Here is a 16,433-nt window from a genome sequence, read left to right as displayed (position 1 = left end):
GGTTTCAGGCGCGCAGGGCGCGTGCACCGGTGCCCCGGTCGCGGCGCAGCGCATAGGCCAGGGCGCTCGCGCTCGCGTAGCCGGTGCGCAGGGCCACGGTGTCCAGCGGCAGGCCGTTCGCCAGCTCGCGAGCGGCCATGTCCAGGCGCTCGCCGCGCAGCCACGCCTGGGGCGTGCGGCCGGTCAGCGCCAGCCAGCGGGCATGAAAGCGCTGCGGGCTCAGGAAACACAGGGCCGCCATGCGCACCGTGGGCCAGTCCTCGTGCAGGGCGGCGCGCACGGCGCGCTCCAGCCGCTCCGGGGCGATGGCGCGGCGCGCGAGCACGCGCGGGGCCTGCAGGATCTGGGCGAGCCGCAGCGCGGCATCGTCGCTGGCGGCGAAGGCCCGGTGCTCGGGCGCGATGGCGAAGCGCCGCACGCGCGCGACGCCGGGCTGGTCGGGCGCGTCGATCACGAACATCCGCGCGCCGGGCGGGGCCAGGAACGCGTGCGCCGTGCCGGCCGGAATGACCATGCCGCAGGTGGTGTCCACGAAGGCGGCGCGGCCCGCCACCTCCAGCTCCATGCGCCCGTGCAGCGCGTAGAGCACCTGTGCGTGGCCGTGCGCATGCGCGGCGTGTTCGCCGCTGTAGCAGCGCACCGAGCAGGTGGGATGGAGGACGGCGGCAGGGCCCATGGCGCGCATCGTAGCGGCACGTCGCGCGCGCGGCCGACGCGCCCCGGGGAAGGGGTGCGGATAATCCCTGCGATCCCCCTACCCGGCCCGACCCGCCCACCCCTTCCGATGCCCCCAGACCACGCCCCCGCCACCGCCCCCCGCCGCAGCTGGCGCGAGGCCTGGCTCGTCTACCTCGAACCGGCCAGCCTGCGCATGCTGGCGCTGGGGTTCTCCGCCGGGCTGCCGCTGCTGCTGGTGCTGGGCACGCTGTCGTTCTGGCTGCGCGAGGCGGGCCTGGACCGCACCACCATCGGCTACCTGAGCTGGGTGGGCCTGGCCTACGCGTTCAAGTGGGTGTGGGCGCCACTGGTGGACCGCATGCCGCTGCCGCTGCTCACGCGCTGGCTGGGGCGCCGGCGCGGCTGGCTGGTGGTGTCGCAGGCGATGGTGATGGCGGGCCTCGTCGGCATGGCGTTCAACGACCCGCGCATGGCGCTCGAACCACTGGTGTGGTGCGCGCTGGCCGTGGCGTTCGGCTCGGCCACGCAGGACATCGCGCTGGACGCCTTCCGCATCGAATCGGCCGACGCCGACCGCCAGGCGGCGCTGGCCGCCACCTACCAGACGGGCTACCGCCTGGCGATGATCTGGGCCGGCGCGGGCGTGCTGTGGGTGGCCGCGCGCGCCGAACTGCCCGGCCTCGCCGGCTACCAGCACGGTGCCTGGCAGGCCGCCTACCTGACGATGGCCGCCTCGATGCTGGTGGGCACCGCGACCGTGCTGCTGTCGCGCGAGCCCGTGCCGCGCCCGCTGCCGCCCGCGCGCAACCCGGCCGAGTGGCTGCGCGGCGCGCTGGTCGATCCGTTCGCGGACTTCATCGGGCGCTACCGCTGGCAGGCGGCGCTGATCCTGGCGCTCATCGCCGTGTACCGCATCAGCGACGTGGTGATGGGCATCATGGCCAACCCGTTCTACGTGGACATGGGCTACACCAAGGATGAGGTCGCCGCGGTCACCAAGGTGTTCGGTGTGCTGATGACGCTGGCCGGCGCCTTCGTGGGCGGCGTGCTGTCCATGCGCCTGGGCGTGATGCGCGTGCTGATGCTGGGCGCGGTGCTCAGCGCCTGCAGCAACCTGCTGTTCGCCTGGCTGGGCCTGCGCGGGCACGACGTGACGGGGCTGGTCTTCGTGGTGTCGGCCGACAATCTGGCGGGGGGCATCGCGTCGGCGGCGTTCATCGCCTACCTGTCCAGCCTCACCAACGTGCAGTATTCGGCCACGCAGTACGCGCTGTTCAGCTCCATGATGCTGCTGGCGCCCAAGTGGATCGCGGGCTTTTCGGGGCGCTTCGTGGACGCCTTCGGCTACACCGAGTTTTTCGTGGGAACGGCGCTGCTGGGACTGCCGGTGCTGGTGCTGGTGGCGCTGGCGTCCAGGATCGAAATGCCCCCACGCCGTTGATTTTCATGCCGTCGAAGCTATCAATTCAGTAGCAAATGGAGCACGCCACGCCGGCCCGGCCTGCGCGGCCGCAAAATGGCCCTGGCTGGGGGCATGCCCCTGGTTTACCTAACTTTACGGGGACTTCAACGCAACGACGCCCCCCGGCGCGACGATGAAGCCTCCCCCAAGGACACCCGCCATGAGCTCTCAACTGTTGATGATCGAAGACGACTTCCGCCTCGCCCAGATGGTGGGGGAATACCTCGGCCAGTCGGGCCTGGAAGTGACGCACATGGCCGATGGCAAGAGCGGCATGGCGCGCCTGCAGGGGGGCGATGCGGGGCCCCTGCCCGACCTGGTGATCCTGGACCTCATGCTGCCGGACATGGACGGGCTCGAAGTGTGCCGCCGCATCCGCTCGCTGCAGGGGCCGGCGGCGCAGGTGCCGGTGCTCATGCTGACCGCCAAGGGCGACCCGATGGACCGCATCATCGGCCTGGAGCTGGGCGCCGACGACTACCTGCCCAAGCCGTTCGAGCCGCGCGAGCTGCTCGCCCGCATCCGCGCCATCCTGCGCCGGCGCACCGACGGCGGCACGCCCGCCGCGCAGGTGCTGCGCTTCGGCTCGCTGGAGATCGACCGCGACGCGCGCACCGTCACCGTGAGCGGCCAGGCGGCCGAGCTCACCTCCTACCAGTTCGACCTGCTGGTGGCGCTGGCCGAACGCGCGGGCCGCGTGCTCACGCGCGACCAGATCATGGAGGCCGTGCGCGGCCGCGAGCTGGAAGCCTTCGACCGCTCCATCGACGTGCACATGGGCCGCATCCGCGCCGCGATCGAGCAGGACGCCAAGAACCCCCGCCGCATCCTCACGGTGCGCGGCGTGGGCTATGTGTTCGCCAAGCAGCAAGACTGACCCATGTCCAACCCGTTTTCCCGGCGCCTCTATCTGCGCATCTGGCTGGCCGTGGTGGTGGGCGTGGCCGTGCTCACCCTGGCCGTGGGATGGGCCTGGCGCATCGCCTCGGACCAGAACGCGCAGACGCCACCCACCCCGCCCGCCCGCGAGATGGTGCTGATCAACGGGCGCGGCGAGCCGGTGCTGCGCGGGCTGGCCACGCGCATCCCGAACGGGCCGGCCGAGGGGCTGGAGTTCCGGGTGGAGGCCGAAGGCGGCGAGGTGTTCTCGCTGCAGATGGCGCCGCGCCCGAAGCCGCCTGGCCCCGACCGGCGCGGCGAGGTGGCGTTCTGGACGCGCCCGCCGTTCGGCTTCCTCTGGATGCTGGGCCTCGTCGGCGTGGCCGTGGCCGTGGGCGTGTTCCCCATCATCCGGCGGCTGCTGCAGCGGCTGGAGACCTTGCAGCGCGGCGTGCAGCGCTTCGGCGAAGGCGATCTGTCCGTGCGCGTGGCCGAGACCGGGCATGACGAAGTGGCCGATCTGGCGCGCCAGTTCAACGCCGCGGCCGCGCGCATCGAGACGCTCGTCAAATCCCACAAGTCGCTGCTGGCCAATGCCTCGCACGAGCTGCGCTCGCCGCTCACGCGCATCCGCATGGGGCTGGAACTGATGCAGGGCTCGGCCCCGTCCCCGGCGTTCCGCGACGAGATCCTGCGCAACATCGCCGAGCTGGACCAGCTGGTGGACGAGATCCTGCTCGCCAGCCGCCTGGACGCGCGCGAGGCGGACATGGGCACCATCGAACTGGTGGACCTGCTGGGCCTGGCGGCCGAGGAGTGCGTGCGGGTGGATGCCGAGCTGGAAGCCGGCGCCGCCAGTGCGGACGGCCTGGAGGTGAACGGCGTGGCCAAGCTGCTGCGCCGCGCCCTGCGCAACCTGCTGGAAAACGCCCGCCGCTACAGCCAGGGCGACATCACGGTGGGGCTGCAGCGCACCGGCACCCACGCCGAAGTGCGCGTGTGCGACCAGGGCCCCGGCGTGCCGCCGGCCCAGCGCGAGCGCATCTTCGAGCCCTTCTACCGGCTGCCCGGCGCCAGCGAGCGCGCCGGCGGCGTGGGCCTGGGGCTCGCGCTGGTGCGGTCCATCGCGGAACGCTCGGGCGGCACGGTGCGCTGCGAGGACCGCCCCGATGGCGAGAGCGGCGCCTGCTTCGTGCTCAGCCTGCCGTTGGCGAGCGTCTGACCTCCCTGCGAGGGCGCGGCACGCGCCACGCGAGCGTCGGCATACCCCCCGGGGACGCCATCACGCGAATGCGCCCGCTGTTGCGCATGGTCACATCTGTTTCGTTCGTTCTGCGGCTTGGCCCCGGGATCCAGGTGGCTTCGGAAGGCGGTTTCCCTTATCCTGCATTCCGCCCAACGGAATATACGACCGAGGGGTCCACTTTGCTCACCGATCCACCCCGTTCCACCATGGCAGTCAAAGACATCCGGGTCATCCACACCCTCGGGCCGGCCGGCACCAACTGCGAAGCCGCAGCCCACGAATGGTTCCGGCGCAACGGCCGCAAAGGCACCGTGCACCTGCACCCCACCTTCGAGATCGCCGCGGAGTCGCTCCATGACGACCCGGCCATCGCGGTGCTGGGGTGCGTGGCGTATCCCGACCTGCACAAGCTCGTGTTCTCCAACCTGAACCGCTTCCAGATGGTGGATGTCTTCGTGATGCCCACTTTCAACATGATCCTGGCATCGCGCACGGGCGAGGCGCCCCGCACCATCTCGACCCATCCCGCGCCGCAGCAGCTGGCGCCCCCCGGCACGGAGCTGTGCTTCGTCAACAGCAATGCGCAGGCCGCCGTGGAATGCCGGCACGGCCGCACGGACGGCTGCATCACCACCGCCAAGGCCGCCCGGTCGCTGGGACTGAAGGTGATCCAGGACTTCGGCCCGGTGCCGATGGGGTTCACGGTTCACGCGGCGGTCTGAGCGCAGCGCGGCGCCGCGCCCGCCCCGGCTCAGTTGCGCCAGGCGAGCGAGCGGGCCTCGCCCTGGATCACGGGCGCCTGGGCATTGAGCGTCTCACCCGCCAGCACACGCTCGTACATGCGCAGGTAGTCGCGCGCCATGCGCTCGGCGCCGAAGTGGCGCACGGCATGGTCGTGGCAGGCGCGGGGGTCGAAGCGGTTGGCGCGCACCGCCTCGGCCAGGGCACTGGCGTTGTCCGCCAGCACGCCGCATTCGGCGGGCACCAGTTCCGGCAGCGCGCCGTAGGGCGTCGAGAACACGGGGCAGCCGAAGTACAGGCTCTCGATGACGGCCAGGCCGAAGGGCTCGTGCCAGCGCACCGGAAAGATCAGCCCGCGCGAGGCGTTGAGCCGCTCGGTCTTCTGCGCGCCGCCCACCATGCCAAAGAAATGGATGCGGCGCGACAGCGTCCACCGGAAGCCCCGGCGGAAATTGATGCGGTCGCCGCCCAGCACGTCCAGCTCCACCCCCGCCAGTTGGGCCACGCGGATGGCGCCGCTCACGTTCTTCACGCGCCACGCGGCCTTGCCCAGGAAGTGGTAGTGGTCGCGGGGCCGGGCGAAGTCCACGGCGCCGTAGCTCTCCCACTGCAGGCCGTTGTAGACGAACTCGGTGGAGCCGTAGCGCGCCGCATGGTCGCGCGAGAGGAACACGGTGTTTCGCGGCAGCGGCTTGGGCTTTCGGGCATTGCCGTGCTCGGTGACCAGGTAGGGCGTGCCGATCTCGGTGCGGGGGTTGAACTGGAAGTGCGTGATGTCCACGTCGGCGGGAATCTGCGAATCCCACGGCGCATCGGGCCGGATGGGCAGCACCGCGCCGAAGTCGCAGGTGGAGCCCTCGGGCACCAGGTAGCTCACGCGGTGACCCAGGCGCACCAGCATCTGGCCCAGGTCCCAGATGACGCGCTCGGTGCCGCCATAGCCGTAGACCGGGATCGGGGAGTTGTTGACGAGCAGCACGTGCATGGCGAAACCTTCTTGGCGGTCAGGAGGAGGCAGCGGCGGGCCGGCTGGGGCCCTGCGGCACGGCGGCCGGCGCCGCCCGCCGCCGCAGCGCATCGCGCTCGCGGCCCTGCAGGATGGCCAGCACCAGCATGCACATGAACAGGTAGAACATGGTGCCGCTGTTGTGGCCCAGGAACACCTGCGTGAGCCCGAAGCCAATGTAGGCGATGGGCAGCAGCACGCCCACCATGCGCAGGCACAGCACCTGGGGGTCCATGGTGCCGTGCTCCGTGGTCCGGCAGACGCGCCGGCGCGTCGGCCAGAAAAGCGCGAGCGGCACCGCATAGAACATCAGCAGCACCGCCACGCCGGGCAGGCCGCGCTTGGCGAAGATGTCCAGCACCTCGTTGTGCGCATGGCTGAACCGCAGCACGAACGGATGGGCCTGCCCCGCGGCCACGCGCCGCTGCTTCTCGGCCTCGTAACCGTAGCGGCCCCAGCCGGTGAGCGGCCGGTCCAGGCCCATGGACCAGGCCAGTTTCCAGTGCGCGAGCCGCTGCCCGACCGAGCTGGCCGCATCGCCCTTGGATTCGTACTGGGTGATCTCCTGGCGCGCCTCGTCCACGCGGGAGCGCACGTCGTGCGCCTTGAGCGCCATGAGGCCCGCCATGCCGGCCAGGATCAGCGCCGCCCCGACCATCGCCAGCCGGCGCTGGCCGCAGCGGGCCTGCAGCCACGCGCACACGGGCAGCGCCAGCGGCAGCACGAGCCAGCCCCCGCGCGACTCCGACAGCAGCGAGCCCTCGAAGCCCAGCAGGATGCACACCACCCAGCCCACGCGCTGCCAGGGTGCCCAGCGGCCCCACTGCACGAGCAGGGCCGCCGAACACATCAGGCCCAGCAGCAGGCTCAGGCCGCCGAACTGGATCGCATTGGTGTAGCCGTTGGCGCGCAGCAGGTGCAGCACGCCGGTCTGGTAGATGCCGATGAGCCCCGCGCCGCACGCCCCCACGGCGAGGCCCCACCACAGCCAGACCGCACGCGGCGGGTAGGCCAGCAGGTAGAAAAGGCAGGGCAGTGCCAGCAGGTACTTGGACGGCCGGTCCAGGTTGGACCAGCCGCCCTGGGCCGGGTCGAAATCGAGGGCCCACACGAAGCCCATGGCGACGATGGAGGCGAACAGCCACCAGGCCTCGCGGCCCGGGGGCCGGCGCAGCCACACGCCGGCCGTGGCCAGGCTGCACAGCAGCAGGACCACCGCGCCCCACGAATAGCCCGAGCGCAGCCACAGGGCCAGGCCGGGCACCATGAAAGCCGCCACGCCGGACAGGCGTGCGAAGACATCCGAAGGTTTCACCGGCGCACGCTCTCGCTCAGGCGGTCGCTGTCGTACTCCAGCGCGGCATACCGGAAGAACGCTTCCAGGGCCACGAACAGGCAGTAAAGGAAACCGGCACCGCCGCACAGGAAACCGAGCCGCAGCACGTACAGCCGCACGAACATGCTCGCGCCCGAGGCCAGCCCGCGCCCCACGCCGCCGCGCTTGCCGGCCGCCGCGCGCTTGGCGGCGCCCAGCATGGCGTACTGCGTGAGCTTTTCCAGGCTGCCGCGCACGGTCTCGCGCGAGTGGTGCAGCAGCCGCGCGCGCATCACGTGGCGCGGCACGCCGGGCTCGGTGAGCACGGCCTCCTCGTGGACCACTCCCACGTACTCGCGCAGCATGTCGCGCCGGAACAGGCGCTCCACGGTCGAGGTGGTGCGCAGGTAGCGCAATTCGTGGCCGAAGGCCACCATGCGCCAGCGGATCTTCCACACCGCGCGCTCGCCCGAGCGCACGATGGCCTGCAGCTCCTCGCGGAAGTCGGGGCCCATCACCTCGTCGGCGTCGAGAAAGAAAACGTAGTCGCCCGTGGCATGCGCCAGCAGGCGGTTGCGCTGCACGGCAAAGCCCTGCCAGTCGGGATACACATGCACCTGGGCACCCAGGCGCCGCGCCACGGCCACGGTGTCGTCCGTGCTGCCGCTGTCCACCACCACGATCTGGTCGGCAAACGAGGCGCTCGCCAGACAGGCCTCGATGCGGTGGCCCTCGTTCAGCGTCAGCACCGCCACCGTGAGCGTGGGGCGGGCCGCGCTGCCGCGTTCAGCCGGCATCAATCAGTGGCCGGAGTGGACGCGTTCTCCCGCCTTCAGGCGGTACACCGTGCCGCAGTAGGGGCACTTGGCCTCGCCCGTGTGGGCGACGTCCAGGTACACCTTGGGGTGGGTGTTCCAGATCTTCATGTCCGCCTTGGGGCTGGGGCAGAAGACGCCGCCCTGGGGGTTGAGGTCTTTGGCGACCAGTTCGACGATGGCTTGCGACATGTTCTTCAGACCTTGGTGAGCCAGTGGGCGTATTGGGGATTGCGGCCGTTCACGATGTCGAAGAAGGCGCTCTGGATCTTTTCGGTGATCGGGCCGCGCGAGCCGCTGCCGATGGCGAGGCGGTCGAGTTCGCGGATGGGCGTCACTTCGGCGGCGGTGCCGGTGAAGAAGGCCTCGTCGGCGATGTACACCTCGTCGCGGGTGATGCGCTTTTGCACCAGCTCCAGGCCCAGGTCCTTGCAGATGTGGACGATGGTGTTGCGCGTGATGCCGTTGAGCGCGCCGGCCGACAGGTCGGGCGTGTACACCACGCCGTTCTTGATGATGAAGACGTTCTCGCCCGCGCCCTCGGACACGAAGCCGGAGGCGTCCAGCAGCAGGGCCTCGTCGTAGCCGTCGTCCAGGGCCTCCATGTTGGCCAGGATCGAGTTGGTGTAGTTGCTCACCGCCTTGGCCTGCGTCATGGTGATGTTGACGTGGTGGCGCGTGTAGCTGCTGGTCTTGACGCGGATGCCGCGCTTCATGCCCTCTTCGCCCAGGTAGGCGCCCCAGGCCCAGGCCGCCACCATCAGGTGGATCTGGTTGCCCTTGGGGGACACGCCCAGCTTCTGCGAGCCGATCCAGGTCAGCGGGCGCAGGTAGCACGATTCGAGCTGGTTCTCGCGCACCACGGCCTTCTGGGCCTCGTTCACCTCGTCGCGGGTGAACGGAATGGTCATGCGCAGGATCTTGGCGCTGTTGAACAGGCGCTCGGTGTGCTCCTCGAGGCGGAAGATCGCCGTGCCGTCGGCCGTCTTGTAGGCACGCACGCCTTCGAAGGCGCCGCAGCCGTAGTGCAGCGTGTGGGTCAGCACATGGATCTTGGCGTCGCGCCAATCGACCATCTGGCCGTCCATCCATATCTTGCCGTCACGGTCGGCCATCGAGGGAGCTACGGGACTCATGGGGTTCCTTTGGAATTGCTGGAAGTCGCAAAACCCGCGATTTTACGAGTCTGCGCGGGCAGGGGCCGCCACATCCGCCGGCGCCTGGGGCGCATCCTCCTGCGGCACGGGCCGCACGAGCGCCCATTCCACCAGCTTGCCGGCCCGGAATTCGCACGTCACGTGCGACTGCGTGCCGTCGGTCCAGCGGTAGCGCTCGGGCTCCTCGCCGTCGGCCGACAGCGGCTCGCCCAGCGAACGCGTCATGGCCACCACGTGCATGAGATTGACCCCCTTGCGCAGCTTGGCATTGAGCATGACGGCGCTGCCCACATGGCCGATGGGCCGGTCGGCCGCCTTGCGCATGACGTTCATGAGCCGGGTGAAATGCAGCAGCGCCCACATCACGAGCCCGCCCCCGACCGCCATGACGCCCTGCCAGCCATAGGAGCGGTGGGCCGCGAAGACCAGCACCGCGATGCCGACGGGAATGAAGAGGTTGCGCAGATTCATGGGGCGAGATTGTCCTATGGCGGCCGCCGGGGCCGGGTGTGGATGGTGCGTAGGCGCGGCATCGCCGCCCGGCGGGCCGCCTTCAGCCCATGCCGCGCACCACCTCCATCGCCTCCTCCACCCGCTCCACCGCATGGATGGTGATGCCCTCGATGGGCTTCTTGGGCGCATTGGCCTTGGGCACCACGGCCACGCTGAAGCCCAGCTTGGCCGCCTCCTTGAGCCGCTCCTGCCCGCGCGGGGCCGGGCGCACCTCGCCGGCCAGGCCCACTTCGCCGAAGGCGATGAACCCGCGGGGGAGTGCTTTGCCGCGCAGGCTGGAGGTGATGGACAGCATCACCGCCAGGTCGGCCGCGGGCTCGCTGATGCGCACGCCGCCCACGGCGTTCACGAACACGTCCTGGTCCATGCAGGCCACGCCGGCATGCCGGTGCAGCACCGCCAGCAGCATGGCCAGGCGGTCGCGGTCCAGCCCCACCGACAGCCGGCGCGGACTGGGGCCGCCCTCGTCCACCAGCGCCTGGATCTCCACCAGCATGGGCCGCGTGCCCTCCAGCGTGACCAGCACGCAGCTGCCGGGCACGGGCTCGCTGTGCTGGCTCAGGAAGATGGCGCTCGGGTTGGTCACGCCCTTGAGGCCCTTTTCCGTCATGGCGAACACGCCGATCTCGTTGACCGCGCCGAAGCGGTTCTTGATGGCGCGCACCAGGCGGAACTGGCTGTGCGTGTCGCCTTCGAAGTACAGCACCGTATCGACCATGTGCTCCAGCACGCGCGGGCCGGCGAGCGCCCCCTCCTTGGTGACGTGGCCCACGAGGATGATGGTCACGCCCGAGGCCTTGGCCGCCCGCGTGAGGTGCGCCGCGCACTCGCGCACCTGGGCCACCGACCCGGGGGCGCTCGTGAGCTGGTCGGAGTACACCGTCTGGATCGAGTCGATCACCGCCACGGCCGGCTGGGTGGCATCGATGGTGGCGAGGATTTTTTCCAGCTGGATCTCGGCCAGCACGTTCACCTGGCTGTGGTCCAGGCCCAGGCGGCGCGAGCGCAGCGCCACCTGGGCGCCGCTTTCCTCGCCCGTCACGTACAGCGTGGGCAGGCCCACGCGCTGCAGCGCATCCAGCGCCTGCAGCAGCAGCGTGGACTTGCCGATGCCCGGGTCGCCGCCGATCAGCACCACGCCGCCCTCCACGATGCCCCCGCCCAGCACCCGGTCCAGCTCGTCGATGCCGCTCGGCGTGCGGGCGATGTCGGTCGCCTCGATGGCGGCCAGCGGCATCACCGCCTGGGCCTGGGCCAGGCCCGAGAACTGCGGCGCGCTGAGGCGGTTCTTGCCCGGGCCGGCCTCGGCCACGGTTTCGACCAGGGTGTTCCAGGCACCGCAGGCCGGGCATTTGCCCAGCCAGCGCGGGCTGGTGCCGCCGCACTCGGAGCAGGTGAAGAGGGTTTTTTCTTTGGCCATGGCAGGGATCGGAAAACGGGGCAGCAGGGGGGATCGCAGCGGGGCGGCATGCCCGGCGGCAGGCCGGCCCGCTGCGGCCCCAAGCCGGGCGCCAGCGGGGGTGCGCGGCCTGAAAGTAAGCAATTGCGATGTCAACCCTATCCTACCTCGCGCCTGCTGGAGCCTGCCTAGCATGCCCATTCCAGCGGCAGTCCGCCGCACGCCATTCATTCAAGGAGATACCACCCATGACCCCAACCAGCATGAACGCTTCGGCCACCCCTTCCCGCCGCTGGCTCGCCGCCGCCCCGCTGATCGTCGTGTCCGCCCTGGCGCTCACCGCCTGCGACCGCAACAAGCCAGCCGACACGCCCACCAACACCGCACCCGTCACCACCCCGGCGCCGACGACCCCCGCCACCCCCGCCCCTGCCACGCCTGCGTCGGACGCCGGCATGTCCTCCACCCCGTCTTCCTCCGCCCCGGCCGGCGGCGCCGTGTTCGGCGGCAGCACGCCGGCGCCGGCCACCGCGGCCTCCGAGCCGGCCAGCGACGCCAAGTGATCGCGCGCTGACCGCGCCCCTGCCGCCTCCCCCGGCGCACGCCGCGGGGAGCGCTTAACATCCACCGCTTCGCGGCCGTTCGGCCGGTCCCTGCAGAGGCGGATGTTTCGATGAAGGCATGTATCTATGGCGCGGGCGCCATCGGCGGCTGGCTCGCCGTGGCGCTGGCGCGAGCAGGCGGCGATGTGTCCATGGTGGCGCGCGGCGCCACGCGGCAGGCCCTCGATGCGCAGGGCCTGCGCCTCGTTCAACCCGATGGTTCCGTGCACGCCACGCCGGTGCGCGCGCACGACGATCCGGCCGCCCTGGGCGTGCAGGACCTGGTGGTGCTGGCCGTCAAGGCCCCGGCCCTGCCCGACGTGTCCGCCCGCATCGCGCCGCTGATCGGCCCCCACACGCTGGTGCTCACGGCCATGAACGGCGTGCCGTGGTGGTTCCTCGACGGCTGCGGCGGCCCCGCACAAGGCCAGGCGCTGCAGTCCGTAGACCCTTCTGGGGCCATGGCGCGTGCCGTGCCGGCCGGCCAGGTGATCGGCGGCGTGGTCCACACCAGTTGCTCGCTCGATGCGCCCGGGGTGGTGCGCCACCACTTCGGCAACCGGCTCATCCTGGGCGAGCCCGCCGGCGCGCCCACGCCGCGGCTGCAGGCACTGGCCGACACGCTGCGGCGCGGCGGCATCGAGGCCGAAGTGTCCTCCCGCATCCAGCAGGACGTGTGGTTCAAGCTCTGGGGGAACCTGACGGTCAACCCCATCAGCGCCCTCACCGGCGCCACCACCGACCGCATCCTCGACGACGACCTGGTGCGCACCTTCATCTCCGACGTGATGCGCGAGGCCAAGGCCATCGGCGAACGGCTGGGCCTGCCGATCGACCAGCAGCCCGAAGACCGCCACGCCGTCACCCGCAAGCTGGGCGCGTTCAAGACCTCGATGCTGCAGGACGTGGAGGCCGGCAAGCCGCTGGAGATCGACGCCCTGGTGGGCGCGGTGCACGAGCTGGGCCGCCTCACCGCCGTGCCCACGCCGCACACCGACGCCCTGCTGGGCCTGGTGCGGCTGATGGCGCGGGTGCGTGGCCTGCACTGATACGCACGGACGGGCATATCAAAAACCATAGCAAGACGCCCTAGTACCCATTGCCTTCCCGCGGTTTTTGGCTTGGAACCACCAGGCCGCAGGCGGCGGCCATTCCTTTCCCATCGCCAACCCACTGGAGCCCCCATGGCCTCGCTGACCCTCTACTACGCCCCCGGCACCTGCGCGCAGGCCGTTCGCATCGCGCTGAACGAAGCCGGCGCCGATCACGCGCTGGAGCGCATGGACTTCAAGGCGCAGCAGCAGCGCACGCCCGAGTACCTGGCCATCAACCCCAAGGGCCGCGTGCCGGCCCTGGTCACCGAGCAGGGCGTGCTGACCGAGACGCCCGCGCTGCTGGCCTATGTGGCCCAGCGGTTCCCTGACGCGCGGCTGGCGCCCACCGATCCCCACGGGTTCGCGCGGATGCAGGAGTTCAACAGCTACCTCGCCTCCACCGTGCACGTGGCCCATGCCCACCGGCCCCGCGCCAGCCGCTGGGCCGACGAGCCCGAGGCCATCGCCGCGATGCAGCGCAAGGTCGGCGCCAATATGACCGAATGCTTCGCGCTGATCGAGCAGCAGCTGCAGGGGCCGTGGGTGCTGGGCGACGCCTATTCGGTGAGCGACGGCTACCTGTTCACCATCGGTGGATGGCTGCAAAGCGATGGCGTGGACATCGCCCGGTTCCCCAAGGTGCATGCGCACGCGCAGCGCGTGGCGGCGCGGCCGGCGGTGCAGCGGTCGTTGGATTGATGTCCTGCGGGGGGCGGGTGCCGCGCGAGGCGGCGCCCCTCGAGAAAAAGCCCCGGGGCCGGGCGGCCCGCGGGGCGGTTCGTGAAGGCCGGGCGCGATGACCGGCAACGATATGGCCTGGCGGCTCAGTTGACCTTCAGCAGGCGCCAGTCGATGCGGTTGTCCGCGCGGTGGATGATCTCCACCTTCTGCGAGGCCGCCCAGGGGATCACCTGGTTGTACAGCGGGATGTGCGAGATGAGCTGGTGGTCCTGCACCAGCGCCTGCTCGATCAGGCTGTTGCGCGTGGCAGCGTCGGTTTCCTTCTTGATGCGCTCGATCAGCGCGTCCTGCTGCGGGTCGCTGAAGCGGCCCAGGTTAAAGTTGCCGTCGCCGCCGACACCGGGCGAGCGGATCAGCGACTGCAGCGAATAGAACGCGTCGAACGTCGGCACACCCCAGCCCAGCAGGTAGATGCTGGCCTCGTTGCGCTGGATCATCGGGAAGTACGTGGCGAACGGCAGCGAGCGCAGCCTGGCTTTCACGCCCACCTTGGCCCACTGGGCGGTGATGGCCTGGCACAGCTGCTCGTCGTTGATGTAGCGGCCCGCGCTGCAGGCGAAGTCCACGTCGAAGCCCTGCGGGTAGCCGGCCTCGGCCAGCAGCTTCTGCGCGGCGGCCGGGTCGTAGGGCCAGCGCACGTCGGCCTTCGGGGTCCAGCCGTTCACCTGCCGCGCGATGATCGCGCCGGTGGGCTGGGCCAGGCCGCGCAGCACCACGCGCTGGATGGCGTTGATGTCGATGGCCTGGTAGAGCGCCTTGCGCACGCGCACGTCCTTGAGCGGGTTCTTGCCCTTCACGCTGGAGTTCTGCAGCTCGTCGCGGAACTGGTCCAGGCCCAGGAAGATGGTGCGGTTCTCGGCGCCGTCCAGCACCTTCAGCTGCGGTTGCTGGCGGATGCGGGGCACGTCCTGCAGGCTGGGGTCGAGCACGAAGTCCACCTCGCCCGACAGCAGCGCCGCCGTGCGCGTGGCATCGGACTTGATGGGCGTGTAGACCACGTCGGTCACGTTGCCGCCGAATTGGCCCTTGCCCCACCAGTGGGGATTGGCCGCCAGCACCAGGCGCTGGTCGGGCGCCCAGGACTTGAGCACGAACGGGCCCGTGCCCAGCGTGTTGCGGTGGGTGTAGGGCTCGTCGCTGGTCTTGATGTCCTTCGGCGCCGTGGCGTTGTTCTTCTCGGCCCAGGGCTTGCTCATGATGCGCAGCTCGGTCAGCTGGTTGACCAGCACCGGGTTGGGCACCTCGGAGAAGATGTCCACGGTGTTCGCGTCCACCACGTCCACGCGGTCGATGCCCTGCGTGTACACGGCGTAGTTGGAGGTCTTGGCCTTGGCGCGCTCCAGCGAGAACTTCACGTCGTCGGCCGTGAGGGCGGAGCCGTCGCTGAACTTCACGCCCTGGCGCAGCGTGATGCGCAGCTGCGTGGGGCTGACCCGCTTCCAGGCGGTGGCCAGCTGCGGCTCGGGCTTGAAGGTCTTGCTGTTGTATTCGACCAGCGTTTCGTACACGGCCGAATGCAGCGCGTTGTTCACGCCCACGTTCTGCGCATGGATGTCCCAGGAGGACACGTCGGCCGAGCGGGCGAAGCGGAAGGTGGCGGCCTGCGCGGCCAGCGGCGTGGCCACGGTGAAGGCGGCAGCGGCCAGGGTGGCCGCGAAGGAAAGCGAAAAGCGCATGGTGCAAAGGCCCTGAAGCAACGAAGAGTGCGGCCACTATGCCCGCGGCCCTCCGCGTGGCGAACGACTTTGTGGTTCTAACGTTATGCAGGCCCCGCGGCCGGGTAAATTCAGGGGCCCGTCGCGTTGCCTTCCACCCCTCACACAGGCCATCCCCCATGGGCTCCATCGATCCGCAGGAAAGCACCCCGCAGCTGCTCAACCGGCTGCGCATGCGGCAGGTCGCGCTGATGCTGGCCATCGCCGAGCACCGCACGCTGCGCGCGGCCGCGGGCGCGCTGGGCCTGAGCCAGCCGGCCGCGACCAAGATGCTCCACGAACTGGAGGCCGCCCTCGGCCAGCCGCTGTTCGACCGGGTGGGCCGGGGCCTGCGGCTGAACGCCGCGGGCGAGCGGGTGACCGGCTACTTTCGCAGCATCCGCGGCAGCATGGAAGCGCTGAACCGCGAACTCAGCGAGATGCGGCTGGGCAGCGCGGGCAAGCTGTCGGTCGGCAGCATCATGGCGGCCTCGCCGGGTCGGCTGACCGACGCGCTGCTCGGGCTGAAGGCGGTGTTCCCGCTGCTGGCGCTGGAGATCGCCGTGGACACGAGCGACCGGCTGCTGGCGCAGCTGCGCGAGGGCGTGCTCGAAGTGGTCGTGGGCCGGCGTTCCGGCGATTCGGGCCGGGACTGCACCTTCCAGCCCATCGACGGCGAAGGCCTGGCGGTGGTGGTGCGCAACGGCCATCCCCTGGCGGGCAAGGCGCGCGTGGGCTTCGCGGCGCTGCTCGATTTTCCGTGGGTGCTGCAGCCGGCCGGCAGCCCCATGCGCGACCTGATCGCGCAGGAGTTCAAGGACCACGGCGCGGCGCTGCCGCAGGGGCTGATCGAGACCGGCTCCATCCTCACCACCATCAACCTGGTGCGGCGCTCCGAACTGATCGGGGTGATCCCGGAGGCCGTGGCGCAGCGCGATGCAGAGCACGGCCTGCTGCACGTGCTGCCCTACCGCTTCCAGCACACGCTGGAGGCCTACGGCAGCCTGGTGCGGGCCGACCGGCCGCTGAGCCCGCCGGCCCAGGCGTTCCTGCGGCTGCTGCACGCGCCGAAGTAGAACCCGGCCCCCGCG

17 protein-coding genes are annotated in these 16,433 nt (G+C 70.6%); 8 read left to right on the top strand and 9 right to left on the bottom strand.

Going from position 1 to position 16,433, the window contains the following annotated elements:
- Nucleotides 1-4 precede the first annotated feature (4 nt).
- Nucleotides 5-676 carry a helix-turn-helix domain-containing protein gene (locus R1Z03_RS04915; RefSeq protein WP_284430296.1) on the bottom strand — a complete coding sequence of 224 codons (672 nt, stop codon included), beginning with the start codon at nucleotides 674-676 and terminating at the stop codon, nucleotides 5-7.
- Between the two features lie 108 nt (nucleotides 677-784).
- On the opposite strand from R1Z03_RS04915, the gene R1Z03_RS04910 reads away from it, so the two are divergent.
- From R1Z03_RS04910 to R1Z03_RS04895, 4 genes are all read left to right on the top strand, one after another.
- Nucleotides 785-2,119, top strand: coding sequence for an MFS transporter (locus R1Z03_RS04910; protein ID WP_317357360.1), 1,335 nt, complete (start codon nucleotides 785-787; stop codon nucleotides 2,117-2,119).
- 181 nt (nucleotides 2,120-2,300) lie between these two features.
- The gene (locus tag R1Z03_RS04905; protein WP_272549751.1) at nucleotides 2,301-3,017 is read left to right on the top strand and encodes a response regulator transcription factor; all 717 of its coding nucleotides are present in this window, start codon (nucleotides 2,301-2,303) and stop codon (nucleotides 3,015-3,017) included.
- Nucleotides 3,018-3,020: 3 nt separating this feature from the next.
- Entirely contained in the window at nucleotides 3,021-4,241 is a 1,221-nt protein-coding gene (locus tag R1Z03_RS04900) for an ATP-binding protein (RefSeq protein ID WP_317357357.1), read from the top strand.
- A 230-nt stretch (nucleotides 4,242-4,471) separates the two neighbouring features.
- Nucleotides 4,472-4,987, top strand: coding sequence for a hypothetical protein (locus tag R1Z03_RS04895; protein ID WP_284405767.1), 516 nt, complete (start codon nucleotides 4,472-4,474; stop codon nucleotides 4,985-4,987).
- A 29-nt stretch (nucleotides 4,988-5,016) separates the two neighbouring features.
- Here the strand turns inward: R1Z03_RS04895 and R1Z03_RS04890 are convergent, their stop codons facing one another.
- The 7 genes from R1Z03_RS04890 to radA all read right to left on the bottom strand — a co-directional run bounded on the left by R1Z03_RS04890 (nucleotide 5,017) and on the right by radA (nucleotide 11,232).
- Nucleotides 5,017-5,991 (bottom strand): glycosyltransferase, encoded by a 975-nt coding sequence (locus R1Z03_RS04890; RefSeq protein ID WP_272565920.1) that lies wholly within the window; start codon nucleotides 5,989-5,991, stop codon nucleotides 5,017-5,019.
- 19 nt (nucleotides 5,992-6,010) lie between these two features.
- On the bottom strand, nucleotides 6,011-7,327 hold the full coding sequence (locus R1Z03_RS04885) for an O-antigen ligase family protein (RefSeq protein ID WP_317357354.1): 1,317 nt from the start codon (nucleotides 7,325-7,327) through the stop codon (nucleotides 6,011-6,013).
- Nucleotides 7,324-8,124 (bottom strand): glycosyltransferase family 2 protein, encoded by an 801-nt coding sequence (locus tag R1Z03_RS04880; RefSeq protein ID WP_284405764.1) that lies wholly within the window; start codon nucleotides 8,122-8,124, stop codon nucleotides 7,324-7,326. Before R1Z03_RS04880 ends, R1Z03_RS04885 begins: the two co-directional genes overlap by 4 nt.
- A gap of 3 nt (nucleotides 8,125-8,127) precedes the next feature.
- Nucleotides 8,128-8,334 carry a zinc-finger domain-containing protein gene (locus R1Z03_RS04875; protein ID WP_272549760.1) on the bottom strand — a complete coding sequence of 69 codons (207 nt, stop codon included), beginning with the start codon at nucleotides 8,332-8,334 and terminating at the stop codon, nucleotides 8,128-8,130.
- Nucleotides 8,335-8,339: 5 nt separating this feature from the next.
- Nucleotides 8,340-9,278, bottom strand: coding sequence for a branched-chain amino acid transaminase (locus tag R1Z03_RS04870; protein ID WP_272565924.1), 939 nt, complete (start codon nucleotides 9,276-9,278; stop codon nucleotides 8,340-8,342).
- A gap of 42 nt (nucleotides 9,279-9,320) precedes the next feature.
- Entirely contained in the window at nucleotides 9,321-9,770 is a 450-nt protein-coding gene (locus R1Z03_RS04865) for a glycerate kinase (RefSeq protein ID WP_272565926.1), read from the bottom strand.
- Nucleotides 9,771-9,852: 82 nt separating this feature from the next.
- A complete protein-coding gene (gene radA, locus R1Z03_RS04860) occupies nucleotides 9,853-11,232 on the bottom strand; it encodes a DNA repair protein RadA (protein WP_284394641.1) in 1,380 nt (459 codons plus the stop codon).
- Nucleotides 11,233-11,459: 227 nt separating this feature from the next.
- On the opposite strand from radA, the gene R1Z03_RS04855 reads away from it, so the two are divergent.
- The 3 genes from R1Z03_RS04855 (at nucleotide 11,460) to R1Z03_RS04845 (ending at nucleotide 13,606) form a co-directional block, all read left to right on the top strand.
- On the top strand, nucleotides 11,460-11,774 hold the full coding sequence (locus R1Z03_RS04855; RefSeq protein WP_317357347.1) for a hypothetical protein: 315 nt from the start codon (nucleotides 11,460-11,462) through the stop codon (nucleotides 11,772-11,774).
- Nucleotides 11,775-11,884: 110 nt separating this feature from the next.
- Nucleotides 11,885-12,862: a 2-dehydropantoate 2-reductase gene (locus R1Z03_RS04850; RefSeq protein WP_284410538.1), complete on the top strand. Its 978-nt coding sequence runs from the start codon at nucleotides 11,885-11,887 to the stop codon at nucleotides 12,860-12,862.
- Between the two features lie 135 nt (nucleotides 12,863-12,997).
- Nucleotides 12,998-13,606, top strand: coding sequence for a glutathione S-transferase family protein (locus R1Z03_RS04845; protein ID WP_284430302.1), 609 nt, complete (start codon nucleotides 12,998-13,000; stop codon nucleotides 13,604-13,606).
- Nucleotides 13,607-13,731: 125 nt separating this feature from the next.
- On the opposite strand, the gene R1Z03_RS04840 is transcribed toward R1Z03_RS04845, so the two are convergent.
- On the bottom strand, nucleotides 13,732-15,324 hold the full coding sequence (locus tag R1Z03_RS04840; protein ID WP_317357344.1) for an ABC transporter substrate-binding protein: 1,593 nt from the start codon (nucleotides 15,322-15,324) through the stop codon (nucleotides 13,732-13,734).
- A gap of 158 nt (nucleotides 15,325-15,482) precedes the next feature.
- On the opposite strand from R1Z03_RS04840, the gene R1Z03_RS04835 reads away from it, so the two are divergent.
- Nucleotides 15,483-16,418 carry a LysR family transcriptional regulator gene (locus tag R1Z03_RS04835; RefSeq protein WP_284410533.1) on the top strand — a complete coding sequence of 312 codons (936 nt, stop codon included), beginning with the start codon at nucleotides 15,483-15,485 and terminating at the stop codon, nucleotides 16,416-16,418.
- The last annotated feature ends 15 nt before the right edge of the window (nucleotides 16,419-16,433 follow it).

The sequence above is a fragment of the Acidovorax sp. BLS4 genome, from assembly GCF_032929295.1.
GTDB lineage: Bacteria > Pseudomonadota > Gammaproteobacteria > Burkholderiales > Burkholderiaceae_C > Paracidovorax.
This window is presented reverse-complemented; position numbering and strand designations above follow the sequence as displayed.